Annotated in this window: 15 protein-coding genes; 13 read left to right on the top strand and 2 right to left on the bottom strand. The window is 68.2% G+C overall.

The annotated features are described in order from the left end of the window. Positions 1–6 precede the first annotated feature (6 nt). Both ACO07Z_RS10975 and glpD read right to left on the bottom strand, forming a co-directional pair. Positions 7–1116: an ABC transporter ATP-binding protein gene (locus ACO07Z_RS10975; protein ID WP_421698758.1), complete on the bottom strand. Its 1110-nt coding sequence runs from the start codon at positions 1114–1116 to the stop codon at positions 7–9. Next, positions 1113–2663 (bottom strand): glycerol-3-phosphate dehydrogenase, encoded by a 1551-nt coding sequence (gene glpD, locus ACO07Z_RS10970; RefSeq protein WP_421698757.1) that lies wholly within the window; start codon positions 2661–2663, stop codon positions 1113–1115. Before glpD ends, ACO07Z_RS10975 begins: the two co-directional genes overlap by 4 nt. Before the next feature lie 512 nt (positions 2664–3175). On the opposite strand from glpD, the gene ACO07Z_RS10965 reads away from it, so the two are divergent. From ACO07Z_RS10965 to ACO07Z_RS10905, 13 genes are all read left to right on the top strand, one after another. Next, positions 3176–4447 carry an ABC transporter substrate-binding protein gene (locus ACO07Z_RS10965; RefSeq protein WP_371349102.1) on the top strand — a complete coding sequence of 424 codons (1272 nt, stop codon included), beginning with the start codon at positions 3176–3178 and terminating at the stop codon, positions 4445–4447. A 213-nt stretch (positions 4448–4660) separates the two neighbouring features. Further along, the gene (locus ACO07Z_RS10960; protein WP_371348550.1) at positions 4661–5629 is read left to right on the top strand and encodes a carbohydrate ABC transporter permease; all 969 of its coding nucleotides are present in this window, start codon (positions 4661–4663) and stop codon (positions 5627–5629) included. Next, positions 5626–6579 (top strand): carbohydrate ABC transporter permease, encoded by a 954-nt coding sequence (locus ACO07Z_RS10955; protein ID WP_421698756.1) that lies wholly within the window; start codon positions 5626–5628, stop codon positions 6577–6579. The genes ACO07Z_RS10960 and ACO07Z_RS10955 overlap by 4 nt, the downstream gene beginning before the upstream one ends. Further along, positions 6576–6797, top strand: a complete 222-nt coding sequence (locus tag ACO07Z_RS10950; RefSeq protein ID WP_421698755.1) for a hypothetical protein — start codon at positions 6576–6578, stop codon at positions 6795–6797. The genes ACO07Z_RS10955 and ACO07Z_RS10950 overlap by 4 nt, the downstream gene beginning before the upstream one ends. Positions 6798–6801: 4 nt before the next feature. Next, a complete protein-coding gene (locus ACO07Z_RS10945; RefSeq protein WP_421698754.1) occupies positions 6802–7914 on the top strand; it encodes an ABC transporter ATP-binding protein in 1113 nt (370 codons plus the stop codon). Further along, positions 7907–8923 (top strand): ABC transporter ATP-binding protein, encoded by a 1017-nt coding sequence (locus tag ACO07Z_RS10940; RefSeq protein ID WP_421698753.1) that lies wholly within the window; start codon positions 7907–7909, stop codon positions 8921–8923. The genes ACO07Z_RS10945 and ACO07Z_RS10940 overlap by 8 nt, the downstream gene beginning before the upstream one ends. 69 nt (positions 8924–8992) lie before the next feature. Continuing rightward, positions 8993–10627 (top strand): dihydroxyacetone kinase subunit DhaK, encoded by a 1635-nt coding sequence (locus tag ACO07Z_RS10935; protein WP_421698752.1) that lies wholly within the window; start codon positions 8993–8995, stop codon positions 10625–10627. A gap of 23 nt (positions 10628–10650) precedes the next feature. Further along, positions 10651–11265, top strand: coding sequence for a dihydroxyacetone kinase subunit DhaL (gene dhaL, locus ACO07Z_RS10930; RefSeq protein ID WP_421698751.1), 615 nt, complete (start codon positions 10651–10653; stop codon positions 11263–11265). After that, a complete protein-coding gene (gene dhaM / locus ACO07Z_RS10925) occupies positions 11262–11663 on the top strand; it encodes a dihydroxyacetone kinase phosphoryl donor subunit DhaM (RefSeq protein ID WP_421698750.1) in 402 nt (133 codons plus the stop codon). The genes dhaL and dhaM overlap by 4 nt, the downstream gene beginning before the upstream one ends. Beyond that, entirely contained in the window at positions 11663–12010 is a 348-nt protein-coding gene (locus ACO07Z_RS10920) for an HPr family phosphocarrier protein (protein ID WP_421698749.1), read from the top strand. Before dhaM ends, ACO07Z_RS10920 begins: the two co-directional genes overlap by 1 nt. After that, the gene (locus ACO07Z_RS10915; protein ID WP_421698748.1) at positions 11994–13637 is read left to right on the top strand and encodes a putative PEP-binding protein; all 1644 of its coding nucleotides are present in this window, start codon (positions 11994–11996) and stop codon (positions 13635–13637) included. The genes ACO07Z_RS10920 and ACO07Z_RS10915 overlap by 17 nt, the downstream gene beginning before the upstream one ends. A 2-nt stretch (positions 13638–13639) precedes the next feature. After that, positions 13640–14050 (top strand): hypothetical protein, encoded by a 411-nt coding sequence (locus ACO07Z_RS10910; RefSeq protein ID WP_244379603.1) that lies wholly within the window; start codon positions 13640–13642, stop codon positions 14048–14050. Positions 14051–14158: 108 nt separating this feature from the next. Continuing rightward, entirely contained in the window at positions 14159–15148 is a 990-nt protein-coding gene (locus ACO07Z_RS10905; RefSeq protein ID WP_421698747.1) for a dihydroxyacetone kinase subunit DhaK, read from the top strand. The last annotated feature ends 9 nt before the right edge of the window (positions 15149–15157 follow it).

Genomic DNA, 15157 nt, shown 5'->3' with positions numbered 1-15157 from the left:
TCTCCCTCAGGCCGCCGCCGCATCGCGGACGGGCGCGACGCTCCGGCCCTCGGCGTCGAACAGCAGGATGTGGCGGGGGTCGATCAGCACTTCCACCGGCGCGTCGGGTTCCAGGCGCCGCACGCCGGGAACCAGCGCGGTGAGGCGTTCCGCGCCCATATCCATGTGCAGAAAGCTCTCCGAGCCGGTCACTTCGGTCACCGCGATGGTGGCGCCGAGCCGGATAAGCCCTTCCCCGGCGATACGCTCGGCGGTAGCGACATCCTCCACGTCGAGATGGTGGGCGCGCACGCCGATCGTGTAGGTGCCGTTCGAGACCTGCGCCAGCGGCCCATGCGCCGGCAGTACGGTGCCGTTCTCCATCAGCACCGTGTGACCCTGCTTGGTCACGCGCAGCGCGTTGAGCGGCGGATCGGAAAAGACGCGTGCCGTGGCGAGATTGGCAGGCCGGCGATAGACCTCGGCGGTGGGGCCGAATTGGGTCATCGCGCCTTCCAGCAGCGTGGCGGTGTGCCCGCCGAGCAGCAGCGCCTCGGTCGGCTCGGTGGTGGCATAGACGAACACCGCGCCGGTCGAGGCGAAGATGCGCGGCAGTTCCTCGCGCAGTTCCTCACGCAGCTTGTAGTCGAGATTGGCCAGCGGCTCGTCGAGCAGCACGAGATCGGCGCGCTTCACCAGTGCCCGGGCGATGGCGGTGCGTTGCTGCTGGCCGCCCGACAGCGCCAGCGGCGTGCGCTGGAGATAGGGGTCGAGCTTCAGCAGCTTCGCGGCGGAGATCACCCGCTCCTCGATCTCCGCGCGCGGCAGACCGGCCACCCGCAGCGGCGAGGCGATGTTCTCATAGACGGTGAGCGCGGGGTAATTGATGAACTGCTGGTAGACCATGGCGACGCTGCGCTTCTTCACCGACAGCCCCGTCACGTCGCGTCCGTCCACCAGCACGCGGCCGGAGGTCGGGGCGTCGAGGCCGGCCATCAGCCGCATGAGGCTGGTCTTGCCCGCGAGCGTGGCCCCGAGCAGCACGTTCAGGCTGCCGCGCTCCAGCCGCAGCGATACGTCGCGAATGAAGGGAACGCCGCGCACGCTGCGCGAGACGTGGGCGAGTTCGAGTGTCATTGCGCAATCCCCCGCAGCGAGGCTGGCGCCGCGCCGGACACCGCGCTTTCGGCCATGAAGGCATCGAGCGCGGCCGTCTCCTCAGCGGAGAAGCGCAGGCCCAGCTTGGAACGCCGCCATAGCACATCCTCGGCGGTACGTGCCCACTCCTCCCGCATCAGGTAGCGCACCTCTGCCTCGGTCAGGTCGGCGCCGAACACGCGCCCGAGATCGCCGGCGGACCGTGTGCCGTCGAGGATGCGCATGGCGCGCGTACCATAGGCGACGACCAGCCGGCGGGCGAGGCGTTCATCGAGCCAGGGATGCGCGCGAAGGATCTGGGCGACGACGCGCGGCTGGTCATGCACGCCGAAATCCCCTCCCGGCAGCGGCGCGGTGCCGGTCCAGGAGGTCTTGGAGACAGCCGGCAGATAGGGGATCAGCTTTTCGATGGCGTGCTCGGCGAGGCGCCGATAGGTGGTGATCTTGCCGCCGAAGACGGACAGAACCGGCACCCGCCCGTCCTGGTCGTCCAGTTCCAGCACATAATCGCGCGTGGCTTCCTGTGCCTTGGACGCGCCGTCGTCATAGAGCGGACGGACGCCGGAATAGGTCCAGACCACGTCGCCCGGCGTCACCGGGCGGCTGAAATACTCGCTCGCGGCGGCGCAGAGATAGGCGATCTCCTCCTCGCTGGCGACCGGCCGGCTCGGCGTGCTGCCGAAGTCGCGGTCGGTGGTGCCGATGAGGGTGAAGTCCTGCTCATAGGGGATGGCGAAGATGATGCGACCATCCGCATTCTGGAAGATGTAGGCCCGGTCATGGTCGTAAAGCCGGGGGACGACGATGTGGCTGCCCTGCACGAGGCGGACATTGGCCGGCGAATTGGCACGCAGCACATGCGCCAGCACGTCGTGCACCCAGGGGCCGGCGGCATTGACCAGCGCGCGCGCATTCACCACCCGGCGTGCGCCGCCCTCCTCGAACTCGATGCGCCAGAATTCCGGCTCGCGGCTGGCGGAGACGACCCGGGTGCTCCGGCGTATGTCGGCGCCGCGCTCGGCCGCGTCGAGTGCGTTCAGCACCACCAGCCGGCTGTCCTCCACCCAGCAGTCGGAATATTCGAAGGCGCGGCGATAGCCGTCGCGCAGCGGCCGGCCGGCCGGGTCGCGCGCCAGATCGAGCGAGCGCGTCGCCGGCAGAAGCTTGCGCCCGCCGAGATGGTCGTAGAGGAACAGGCCCAGCCGGAGCAGCCAGGCCGGGCGCAGACCCGCGTGATGCGGCAGCACGAAGCGCAGCGGCCAGATGATGTGCGGGGCAATCGCCCACAGCACCTCGCGTTCGGCCAGCGCCTCATGCACCAGCCGGAACTCGTAATGTTCGAGATAGCGCAGCCCACCATGGATCAGCTTGGTGGAGGCGGAAGAGGTCGCGCCGGCGAAATCGCCCTGTTCCAGCAGGACGACGGAGACCCCGCGCCCGGCGGCGTCGCGGGCGATGCCACAGCCATTCACGCCCCCGCCAATGATCGCAAGGTCGTAAATCTCGTCCCGAATGCGAGCGTTCAAAGGCGTGTCTCCCGGTGCGCTGCTTTAGGTCAGTAGCGCTTTCGTTTTTATCTTCATATCGACGCTATACGAAAGTGTTTTTGGTCGCAATAGCGTCAAATCGAAAGAAGCGAACCTTCGGATAGGTGCATTGCAGCAATTCCGTGGCATTCCGTTGGCATGCCAGTCGCGCCGCCTGTCGCTTCGGCGACGCTGCGAACCGGCGGCAGCGTGATGGCTTGGCTGTGAGGCGTCTATCGGCCTGCAGGAGCGCGCTTCCGCAAATCGTAAGCGCGACCGCGCCGCGTCGGCGACATCGGTCGTGCGGTCTTTCGGCACCGCTGCGCTGCAGCAACGATTTGCTCTTGTCATGTTGAGCGATTGGCGCATAACTAAACATAAAGCTAAATCGTTCCGGCGCGCCTTGCGCCACGGTGAGCCATGAAAGGGGCAAAAAGCCCCTCGTTCTCTGGGAGGAGAGCATGCTGAAGCAGTGGATACCCCTTCTCGGGGCGACGGCCGTTTGCGCGCTGATGTCCGTGCCGCAGGCGGCGAAGGCCGAGCAACTCACGCTGTGCTGGGCGGCCTGGGACCCGGCCAATGCGCTGGTGGAACTGTCCAAGGACTTCACCGCCAAGACCGGCATCGACATGAAGTTCGAGTTCGTCCCCTGGACCAGCTATGCCGACCGCTTCCTCAATGAACTGAATTCGCGCGGCAAGCTGTGCGACCTCATCATCGGCGACAGCCAGTGGGTCGGCGGCGCGGCGGAGAACGGGCATTATGTGAAGCTGAACGACTTCTTCGCGAAAGAAGGCATCAAGATGGATGACTTCGTTCCCGCGACCGTGGTCGGCTATTCCGAATGGCCGAAGAACACGCCGAATTACTGGGCCCTGCCGGCGATGGGCGACGTGGTGGGCTGGACCTACCGCAAGGACTGGTTCACGCGCCCTGAGATCCAGAAGGAATTCAAGGCGAAGTACGGCTGGGACCTCGACGCGCCGAAGACCTACGACCAGCTCAAGCAAATCGCCGAGTTCTTCCAGAAGCGGCAGATCGACGGCAAGACCGTCTACGGGGCCTCGATCTACACCGAGCGTGGGTCGGAAGGCATCACGATGGGCGTGACCAACGTCCTCTATGATTGGGGCTTCATGTATGACAACCCCAAGAAGCCCTATGACATGCAGGGCTATGTGAACTCGCCGGATGCCATCAAGGGCCTCGAATTCTACAAGGCCCTTTACGATTGCTGCACCCCGCCCGGCGCGTCCAACGTCTACATGGTGGAATCCGCCGACGCCTTCAAATCCGGGCAGGTGGCGATGCAGATGAACTTCGCCTTCACCTGGCCCGGCCTCTACAAGGACGAGAAGGTCGGTGGCGACCGCATCGGCTTCTTCCCCAATCCGGCGGAGAAGTATCATTACGCCCAGCTCGGCGGGCAGGGCATCTCGGTGGTGTCCTACTCGGACAAGCGCGACGCTGCGCTTCAGTACATCAAATGGTTCGCCCAGCCGCAGGTGCAGGCCAAGTGGTGGCAGCTCGGCGGCTATTCCTGCCTGAAGGCGGTGGTCGACGCTCCCGACTTCAAGACCAGCCAGCCCTATGCACCCGCCTTCCTGGAATCGATGGCGATCGTGAAGGATTTCTGGGCCGAGCCGTCTTACGCCGAACTGCTGCAGGCGATGCAGAAGCGGGTGCATGACTATGTCGTCGCCGGCAAGGGCACGGCAAAGGAGGCTCTCGACGGTCTCGAAAAGGACTGGACCGAGATCTTCAAGGAAGACGGCAAGATCTGAGATTGCGACCATGTGATCCTCTCCCGTCCGGGAGAGGGGCCCGCCAAGCGGGTCGGTGAGCGGGTGATCCGCGCGTTCAGCGCCTCCCACCTCTCGCCCCATCCTCTCCCCGGCGGGGAGAGGGAGTAGGCTCCGCTTCCTCCCGCGGGCGATCCGGCTCATCCCGAGACCCACCGGATCGCCCCTTTTCCGCCGACGCCAGCGAGGGCGCGCGTGACGACATCCCCACACACTTATGCCGACAAGGCCGCCGAGGCGGCGGTGCGGGCAACCCCGGAACCTCTGGTGAGGCGGGTACGGGCGCTTTCGGACAAGGCCATCGCCTGGCTGTTCATCGCGCCCACCATCGCGCTGCTGCTGGCGATCAACATCTTCCCGCTGTTCTGGGCGATCTACCTCTCCTTCACCAACTACCGCGCCAACCGCCCCAATGCGGAGGTCAAGAATGTCGGCCTCGGCAATTATTCGCGGGTGCTGAACGACCCCGATATCTGGGCCTCGATGCAGACCACGGCGCATTTCGTGTTCTGGACCATCCTTCTCCAGACGGTGATCGGCTTCGCGCTGGCCTATCTCATCGACCGCAAGTTCCGTGGCCACGCCTTCTGGACGACGCTCATCCTTATCCCGATGATGCTATCGCCCGCCGTGGTCGGCAATTTCTGGCGGTTCCTCTATGAGCCGCAGATCGGCCTGTTCGCCTATGCCGTTTCGTTCCTCACCGGCATCCCGACCTCGGAGATCCAGATGCTTGGCAGCGTCAACCTGGCGCCCTGGGCGATCATCATCGTCGATACCTGGATGTGGACGCCCTATGTGATGCTGATCTGCCTCGCCGGGCTGCGCTCCATTCCCGACTACATCTATGAGGCGGCGGAAGTCGATCGCGCGTCGAACTGGCGGCAGTTCTGGTCGATCACCGTGCCGATGGCGCTGCCCTTCATCATGCTGGCGGTGCTGTTCCGTGGCATCGAGAACTTCAAGATGTTCGACATGGTCAACCTGCTGACCGGCGGCGGGCCGGGCTCGACCACCGAGGTCGCCTCCATCGCGCTCAAGCGCGACGCCTTCGAAGCGTGGGCGACCGGGCGCTCGTCGGCTTTTGCCATCGTTCTCTTCGTCGCCGTGTTCGGCCTCGCCAACATCTACGTTAAGGCGCTCAACAGGGTGAAACAGCGATGAGCTCGGCAAACACCGCCCATTCGGTCGTCGAGCCGAGCGCCCGTTCCAAGCGCATCGCCGCGACGCTGGTGATCCTCTACGCGGTCATCACTATGATTCCGCTGGTGTGGATTTTCCTCACCTCGATCAAGTCGCCGCCGGACTCGATTTCCTATCCGCCGAAGATCCTGTTCACGCCGTCGCTGGAAGGCTACTGCAACCTCTTCACCACGCGCACGCGGCAGACCCCGGAATACATCGCGTCCCTTCCGCCGCCGGAGAACCTGTGCGATGCGGTCACGCGCGAGCGCAACATGGTGATCGCCGGTCCGTCCAACTTCCTGCCGCGCTTCACCAATTCGCTGATCATCGCCTTCGGTTCCACCTTCCTGGCGGTCGGGCTCGGCACGCTGGCGGCCTATGGCTTCTCGCGCTTCAAGGTGCCGCTGGCGGATGATCTGCTGTTCTTCATCCTCTCCACCCGGATGATGCCGCCCATCGCGGTGGCGATCCCGATCTACCTCATGTACCGGCAGCTCGGCCTTTCTGACACCGCCCTTGGGATGATGCTGCTCTATACGGCGGTCAATGTCTCGCTGGCCGTGTGGCTGCTCAAGGGCTTCATCGACGAGATCCCGCGCGAGTATGAAGAGGCGGCGATGATCGACGGCTATTCGCGGCTGCAAGCCTTCCGCAAGGTGGTGCTGCCGCAGGCGACCACCGGCATCGCCGCCACCGCGATCTTCTGCCTGATCTTCGCCTGGAACGAATACGCCTTCGCCTCGCTGCTCACCTCCGGCAGCGCCCAGACCGCCCCGCCCTTCATCCCCACCATCATCGGCGAGGGTGGGCAGGACTGGCCGGCGGTGGCGGCGGGCACCACCATCTTCCTGGTGCCGATCCTCGTCTTCACCATTCTGCTGCGCAAGCAGCTGCTTCGCGGCATCACTTTCGGCGCGGTGCGCAAATGAGCGATCCTGTCCTCGCCCCTCCCAGCCCCTCGCCAGTAAGGCCCCGCCGCCCGGTCTTCCTGCGGCGCGGGCCGATGGAGGCGGTGGCCGTCACCGTCATCGGCCTCGGCTTTCTCATGCTGTTCCAGCCCTTCGCACTGGTGCTCTACACCTATTCCCTCGTCACCCTTCTCGCCGGCACGTTCATGTTCATGATCGTGTCCAAGTTCCCGGAGTAGGCGCATGGCCGAGATCAGGGTCGAGAATCTGCGCAAGGCTTTCGGCGAGTTCGTCGCCGTGCAGGATTCGAGCTTCACCGTCGAGAATGGCGAGTTCCTCGCTTTGCTCGGTCCTTCCGGCTGCGGCAAGACAACCACGCTGCGCATGATCGCGGGGCTGGAGCTGCCGACGGGAGGGACCATCCGCCTGGGCGGAGAAGATGTAACCTATAAGCGCGCCAGCGAGCGCGACATCGCCTTCGTCTTCCAGCTCTTCGCGCTCTACCCGCATATGAATGTGCGCAAGAATATCGGCTTCCCGCTGCTGGCGCAGGGTGTGCCGAAGGCGGAAATCAAGGCGCGCGTCGAGGAAACGGCGCGCCTGCTGCAGATCGACCATATTCTCGACCGCCCCGTTTCCGGGCTCGCCGGCGGCGATCGCCAGCGCGTGGCGCTGGGCCGGGCCATCGTCCGCCGCCCGATGTGCTTCCTCATGGACGAGCCGCTCGGCACGCTCGACGCCGAGTTCCGCGAGGTGATGGTGCGCGAACTGCGCGAGTTGCATAACCGCATCCACGCCACCACGGTCTATGTCACCCATGACCAGATCGAGGCCATGGCGATGGCCGACAAGATCGCGGTGATGAACCATGGCGTGATCGAGCAGTTCGGGACGCCGCAGGAAATCTACGACCGGCCGGCTTCCATGTATGTCGCCGACTTCATCGGCTCGCCGCCGATGAACTTCATCCGCTTCACCGGCGGGCTGGCGCGGGGCGCGCGCACGGCGCGGATCGGCGCGGTGGAGGTGGCCATGCCGGAGCTGCGCGCGGACGTCGTCCCGGGGCCTCTGGCGCTGGGTGTGCGTCCCGAACATGTGCGCTTTTCGGATGCCTCGCCGCTGCGCGGCGCGGTCTATGGCAGCGAATATCTCGGCACCAACCAGATCGTGACGGTGGAGACCGAGGGCGGGCTGGTGCGCGCCCGGCTTGCCGCCGAGCAAAACTACCGCGTCGGCGAGCCTGTCGGCCTCACCTTCAAGAGCGACCGGCTGTCATTGTTCGATGCCGGCTCCGGCCGCGTCATTCCTTCCGCCCTGCACGAAGGCGCGTTGCGCCGGGAGGCCCGCCATGGCTGAGGTGACGCTCAAGGGTATCAGCAAGAGCTTTGGCAAGGGCGGGGGCAAGCGGGCGGTCGACGGCATCGACCTGCATATCGACGACGGCGAATTCGTCGTCCTCCTCGGCCCCACCGGTGCGGGAAAGACGACGACGCTGCGCCTCATCGCCGGTCTGGAGACGCCGGATGCCGGTTCGGTGAGCATTGGCGGGCGGCCGATGGCGGGGCTCGCGCCGGCAAGCCGCGATGTCGCCTTCGTCTTCCAGCAATATTCGCTCTATCCGCACCTCACCGTCTACGAGAACCTGGCCTTCCCGCTGCGCTCCCCGACTCGGCGCATGGATGGTGCCGCCATCGATGCGCGGGTGCGCGAGGTGGCGAAGATGGTGCGCATCGACCACAAGCTGGAGAACCGCTCCACCCGCCTCTCCGGCGGCGAAATGCAGCGCGTGGCGATCGGCCGGGCGCTGGTGCGCCGGCCGTCCATTTACCTCATGGACGAGCCGCTCTCCTCGCTGGACGCCAAGCTGCGCGGCGAATTGCGGCTGGAACTGAAGCGCATCCAGAAGGAACTCGGCGCGACGCTGCTCTATGTCACCCATGACCAGATCGAGGCCATGACCATGGCCGACCGCATCGGCATTCTCGCCGAGGGGCGGCTGGTGCAGATCGGCACACCGCGCGAGATTTATGCGAGCCCGGCCAATCTGCATGTCGCCGCCCGGCTCGGCCAGCCGCACATCAATCTTCTCCCTGTCGGCCTCGTCCCTGACGTGCTGACGCCGCCCGGCACCCGCACCATCGGCGCGCGGACGGAGCACATCGTCCTCCTTCCCGGAGAGGGCGGCAACGCGCGGGTGGACTGGATCGAACATCTCGGCGACCAGAACCATCTGCATATCCGTCTTGGCGCGCACAAGCTGGTCACCCTCGCCGATCCCGACATGGCGGTGGCTCCCGGCGACAGCATCAACCTGACCTTGAAGAATCCACTCTATTTCGGCCCGGACGGCCAAAGGCTCATCTAAGCAGACAACGTGCGTTGAGGGCGGAAGGCACCCGTGCCGGAGGCCGCGTCGAACGAGGGGAAGGCAGTCATGAAACATTTCTTCAACCGTCGGGAAAGCATCGTCACCGAGGCGCTGGACGGGCTCCTGCGCACGACGCCCCCCGGTCGGCTGGCCCGGCTCGACACCTATCCCGACATCAAGGTCGTGCTGCGCGCGGACTGGGACAAGTCCAAGGTCGCCGTCGTCTCCGGCGGCGGCGCGGGCCATGAGCCGTCGCATGCCGGCTTCGTCGGCCGCGGGCTGCTTACCGCCGCGGTCTCCGGCGAGATCTTCGCCTCACCAAGTGTCGAGGCCGTGCTCACCGCCATCCGCGCCGTGACCGGTGCGCCGGGATGCCTCCTCGTCGTCAAGAACTACACGGGGGACCGGCTGAACTTCGGCCTCGCCGCCGAGCGTGCCCGCACCGAAGGCTACAAGGTCGAAATGGCGATCGTGGCCGACGACATCGCCCTGCCGGACATTCCGCAGCCGCGCGGCGTGGCCGGAACGCTGTTCGTGCACAAGATCGCCGGTCATCTCGCCGAGACGGGGGCGGACCTCGCGGCCGTCGCGACCGCCGCCCGTGCGGCGGCGGCTGACATCGCCTCGCTCGGCGTCTCGCTGTCCTCCTGCTCGATCCCCGGTCAGCCCTTCGAGGGGCGGTTGGGGGCGGAGGAAGGCGAACTCGGCCTCGGCATCCATGGCGAGCCCGGCGTGGAACGCATTCCGCTTCTGCCGGCAAGCGACATCGTCGCGCTGATGCATGAACGCCTCGGCACCCGCCTCGATCCCGCGGCCGCCTATGCGCTTCTGATCAACAATCTCGGTTCCGTGCCGCCTCTGGAGATGAGCCTGATCGCCGAGGCGCTGCTCGCCTCCGATCTGGGGCGCGGGGTGAAGCTGGTCATCGGGCCGGCGCCGCTGATGACCGCCTTGAACATGAACGGCTTTTCGCTGTCCTACCTCAAGCTCGACGCGGTACGCGAGGCGGCGCTCACCGCAGCGGCCGAGCCGCTGGCGTGGCGGCCGGCGGTAATCCCCGGCACCGTGGCGATTGAGGCGGCGCCGACCGCGCCGCGCGCGACAGACGTTGCCGCCAGCGCCGACGCCGCCACCGAGGCAATTATCCGCCGCGTCTGCACGACGCTTGTCGGGCTGGAGGAGGAGTTGAACCGGCTCGACGCTCGCGCCGGCGATGGCGATACCGGCAGCACCGTCGCGACCGGCGCCCGTTCCGTTCTGAACGACCTCGCCCATCTGCCGCTGGGCGATGCCGCTGCCACGCTGAAGGCCATTGGCGCCGGGCTTGGCTCGGCGATGGGCGGATCGAGCGGCGTCCTGCTTTCCATCTTCTTCACCGCCGCCGGGCAGGCGCGGGGGGAGGGTAAGGATCTGGCTGCCGCCCTGCTTGCCGGCCTCGACCGCGTGGTCTTCTATGGCGGTGCGGTGCCGGGCGATCGCACCATGATCGACGCGCTCGATCCCGCGCTGAAAGCACTGGCCGCCGGCGATCTCGCGGTCGCAGCCGCCGCCGCAACGGCCGGCGCGGAGGCGACCCGAACCATGGCGCGGGCGCGGGCAGGGCGGGCGGCCTATGTCGCCGCGCGCGAGCTGGAAGGATCGCCCGATCCCGGTGCGGTGGCGGTGGCACGGGTGTTCGAGGCGCTGGCCGCAGGCGGCTGAGGGGCGGGGGAGGGATGAGAACGATGCCGCTCGACGCTTCCGATCTCTCCCAGCTCATTGCTCTGTGCCGCGCGCAGATCGAGCGGCATTGCGAGCATCTCGGCCGGCTCGACAGCGCTATCGGCGATGGCGACCACGGCGCCAACATGCAGCGGGGGCTCGAGGCGGTGTATGGCGAGCGGGCGGAAATCGCTTCCCTGCCGCTGCCGGCGGCATTGGAACGCATGGGGCTGGTGCTGGTGATGACGATCGGCGGCGCCGCCGGCCCGCTCTACGGCACGCTGCTGATGGAGCTGGGGCGGGGTCTGGCCGATGAGGGCGGTCGGGCCGATTTCGCCGCCAGCCTGGCACGGGCGATCGCGGCGGTGGCCCGGCGCGGCCGTTCCGGGCCCGGCGACAAGACGCTGCTCGACGTGCTCTACCCCGTGCAGGCGGAGATCGCGCGCCACGCCGCACCCGACCGCATCGCCGCCTGCGCCCGCACGGCCGCTCAGGCGACGGAAATGATGCTGGCGCGGCGCGGCCGGGCGTCCTATCTCGGCGCACGCTCGGTTGGTCACGAGGACCCCGGCGCGTCCAGCTGTGCCCTGCTTGCCATGACAATCTGCCAGTATTTTCAGGAGCATACCCCATCATGACCCCCGCGCGCGGCGCCAATGTGGGCATCGTGATCGTGTCGCATTCGCCCCTCGTCGCCCAGGGTGCGGCCGACATGGTGCGCCAGATGGTGGGGGGATGCGTGCCTCTCGCCTGGACGGGCGGCAATGGCGAGGGCGGTCTGGGGACGCATGTGAACGGTATCTTGGTAGCTATCGAGGCGGCGTGGTCGGAGGCCGGCGTGGCCATCTTCGTCGATCTCGGCGGGGCGGAAACCAATAGCGAAATGGCGGTGGAGATGCTGGAGCCGGCGCGCGCCGCCAAGGTCGCCATCTGCAACGCGCCTCTGGTGGAGGGCGCGGTGGTGGCGGCGGCGGAGGCCTCCGGCGGCTCGTCGCTGGCGCGGGTGGTGGCCACGGCGGAAGAGCTGTCCGCGTGATGGCCGAACCTCTCCCCCTTGTCGGGCGGCCTTCCGCCCATCGCTGCCAGGCCGAAGTCGAGGTCACGCACGGGGTCGGACTGCACGCCCGTCCCTCCGTCGCCTTCACCCGGCTGGCCAAGAGCTTTCCCTGCACGGTGGAAGTGGCGCTCGACGGATCGGCCGACTGGCTGAACGGCAAGAGCATCGTCAAGATCATCGGAGCCCGCATAAGGCGCGGAACCAAAATGAGAATTCGCGCCGAGGGTGCGCGGGCGCAGGAGGCGGTGGCGGCGCTCAGCGAGCTGGTGCGGCGCAATTTCGACGAGGATCGCAAGCCCGGGCGCGCCGATGGCCGGCCGGTGTGAACGGCGCGGCCAGCCCGCCTCGCCGGGCCGGGCGGTTGGTCCGCTGTACCGCGCGGGGGAGCCGCCGGCACCCTCCGGGCTGGTCGGCAGCGGGGGCGAGCCGCGCGCGGCGCTGGCGGCGGCGGTGGAGCGCGCCATTGCCGAATTGCGCGCGCTGACCGCCGAAGCCGATGCCGACAGCGCCGGAATCCTCGATTTCCAGATCGAACTCCTGCTCGATGGCGAACTGCTCGCCCCCGCTCTGGCCCGTATCGACCGCGGCGAAGGCGCGGCTTTGGCCTTTGCCGCGGCGATGAACGAGCGGATCGATGAGGTGACCGGTGAGGCCGATGAGGCCGACAGTGAGACCGACGAGACCGACGAGACCGGTGCGGCCGCGCCCGATCCCTTCGCCCTGCGCGCCGCCGACCTGATGGACCTGCAGCACCGGGTGCTCGACGCGCTCGCCGGCCGCACCCGTGCCGATTTTCCCTCCGGCGCGGTTTATGTCGGGCGCGACATGCCGCCGAGCGTCTTCCTCGCCCATGACTGGTCGGCGGGCGGCGCCATCGCGCTTGGCGCCGGCAGCGCGGCAAGCCATGTCGCGTTGCTGGCCCGGGCGCGCGGCGTGCCCATGGTGGTCGGCCTCGGCGCCGTGCCGGGGGAGACCGGCGATCCGCTGCTGGTGGACGGCACGCGTGGCCTCGTCTGCCTCCACCCGGACGGCGGCGAGATGGCGGTTGCCCCCGCCCCGTCGCCGGAGAGCACCCCCGTGCCGGCGTCTGTGCCGGTGCCCCCCGCTGCCGGCCGGCCCGGACTGTTCGCCACCATCGACACGCTGGCCGATCTCGACGGGCTCGATCCCGCGCGCGTCGACGGGGTCGGGCTGGTGCGGACCGAGTTCCTCTTCGCCCATGCCGCCGAGGCGCTGAGCGAAGAGCGGCATGTGGCCGGCTATCGCCGCCTCATTGAGGCGCTCGGCGGCAAGCCGGCGACGCTGCGGATGCTCGATCTCGGCGGCGACAAGGCGCTTCCCGGCCTTGCCGAGGGCGACCCTGCCGCCGTGCTCGGCCTGCGCGGGGTGCGGTTCCTGCTCGCCTATCCCGATCTCGCCCGCATCCAGGCGCGGGCGCTGATGCGGGCGGCGGCGCTGGGGCCGCTCTGCGTGCTGCTGCCCATGGTGACGGTGCCAGCGGAGCTCGCGGCGATGGCGCTGCTGTTCGAGGAGGAAGCCGCCCGACTGGCGCGGCAGGGGGTGGAGGCCCGTCTGCCGCCGCTCGGCATCATGGTGGAGGTGCCGGCGGCGGCGCTGACGCTGGACCTGTTCCCGCAGGCGGCGTTCTTTTCCGTGGGCACCAATGACCTGATGCAGTATCTCGCAGCGGCGGCGCGCGACAATCCGGCGGTGGCGCCGCTCTGTGCGGGAGCGGAGACGGCGTTGTTCCGGTTGCTGGACCATATCTGCGCGAGCGCCCGGGCGATGGGCCGGCCGGTGTCGTTGTGCGGCGATCTCGCGGCCCGGCCTGAGGCGGCGGGCCGGCTGCGGGCGCTGGGCTTCGACGGGCTTTCCGTGCCGCCGGGCCAGATCGAGGCGGTGCGCGCGGCGCTGGCGGCCGCGGCACCCAATCCCCCATCGGGGCGGGACTAGCCATGGCGCGCGAGACCAGCGACGAGGCGGTGATCGCCTACAAGACCCTGCTGTCCGGCATTCTCGACAACCGGCCCTCCGGCACGCGCCAGCGTCTGGCGGCGGCGCTGGGCAAGCACCGCAGCTTCGTCACCCAGGTGACCAGCCCGGCCTATGACACGCCCTTGCCGGCCCGGCATCTGCCGACCATCCTACGGGTGTGCCATTTCAGCCCGGCGGAACAGGAGCGTTTCCTCGCCGCCTATCAGGCCGCCCATCCCGGCCGCCTGCCTGACGTGGGCGGGGGCTCCTCCATGCGGACGCTGGCGCTGATGGTGCCGGATTTCGGCGATGACCGGAAGAATCGCAGCTTCGACGATGCCGTCGCCGACTTCGTGGCTAAGATGGCGGTGCTGGTGAATGGGAGCGAGTGAATGCAGGCGAGGACGGGCCGCGCACCCCAACCGCACCGGGCGGGCTGAGCCGGTGCGGCGGCGGGCGGCAGAGGCGGCACATGCGGCGCGCGAAGGCGCGAGGGCGCGATGACGCGGCGTCCCGGCACGGCGCAGACGCTGGTGGCGGACAGCCTCGCCGGCTTCGTCGCCGCGCATGAGGACCTCGTCGCCTTCGGCCGTGACGCCAAGTTCGTGCGCCGCCGCACGTTGCAGCCGGGCAAAGTGGCGGTGATATCCGGTGGCGGGGCGGGGCACGAGCCGCTGCATTGCGGCTTCATCGGCGCCGGCATGCTGGACGCCGCCTGTACCGGCCATGTCTTCACCTCGCCGACGCCCGACCAGATTCTCGCCGCCATGGACGAGACCGATTCCGGTGCCGGCTGCCTGCTGGTGGTGAAGAATTACGATGGCGACGTGATGAATTTCGAGATGGCGGCGGAAATGGCCGCCGGGCGCCATCATGTGGAGACGGTGATCGTGGAGGACGATGCCGCCACCGGACCTTCCGTCCGAAGCCGGGGCCGGCGCGGCGTGGCCGGCACGGTGGTGGTGGAGAAGATTCTCGGCGCGGCGGCCGAGCGGGGCGACGACCTCGCCACGCTCAAGGCGCTTGGCGACGGGCTGTCGGGGCGGCTGCGCAGCATGGGCGTCGCCCTGCGCGGGGTGTCGTTGCCGGACACGGCGCGCGACACCTTCGCCCTCGGGCCGGACGAGATGGAGATCGGCGTCGGCATTCATGGCGAGCCAGGGCTCTACCGCACCCGCCGTGCCGGGGCGGAAGAGATCGTGCGCCTGCTGTGCGAGCCGGTGCTGGCGCAGCTTCCCCCGCTCGCCGAGGCGCACCCGCTGCTGATCGTCAACGGCTTTGGCGGCACCCCGCCGATCGAGCTCAACCGCGCCCATGCGCTGGCCCGTGCCGTGCTGGCCGAGCGGGGCCTGGTCCCGGCGCGGGCGCTGGTCGGCACCTTCGTCACCTCGCTCGACATGGCGGGGCTCTCGCTCACGCTGGCGCTGCTCACCCCGGCCGAATTCGCGCTGTGGTGCGCGCCGGTGCGCACGGCCGCGCTGGTGTGGTGAGCCCGCCAT

This window comes from Ancylobacter sp. (assembly GCF_965229075.1).
In the GTDB taxonomy this organism is placed as follows: Bacteria; Pseudomonadota; Alphaproteobacteria; order Rhizobiales; family Xanthobacteraceae; genus Ancylobacter.
The sequence above is the reverse complement of the archived record's forward strand: the minus strand, read 5'-3'. Positions and strand labels throughout refer to the sequence as shown.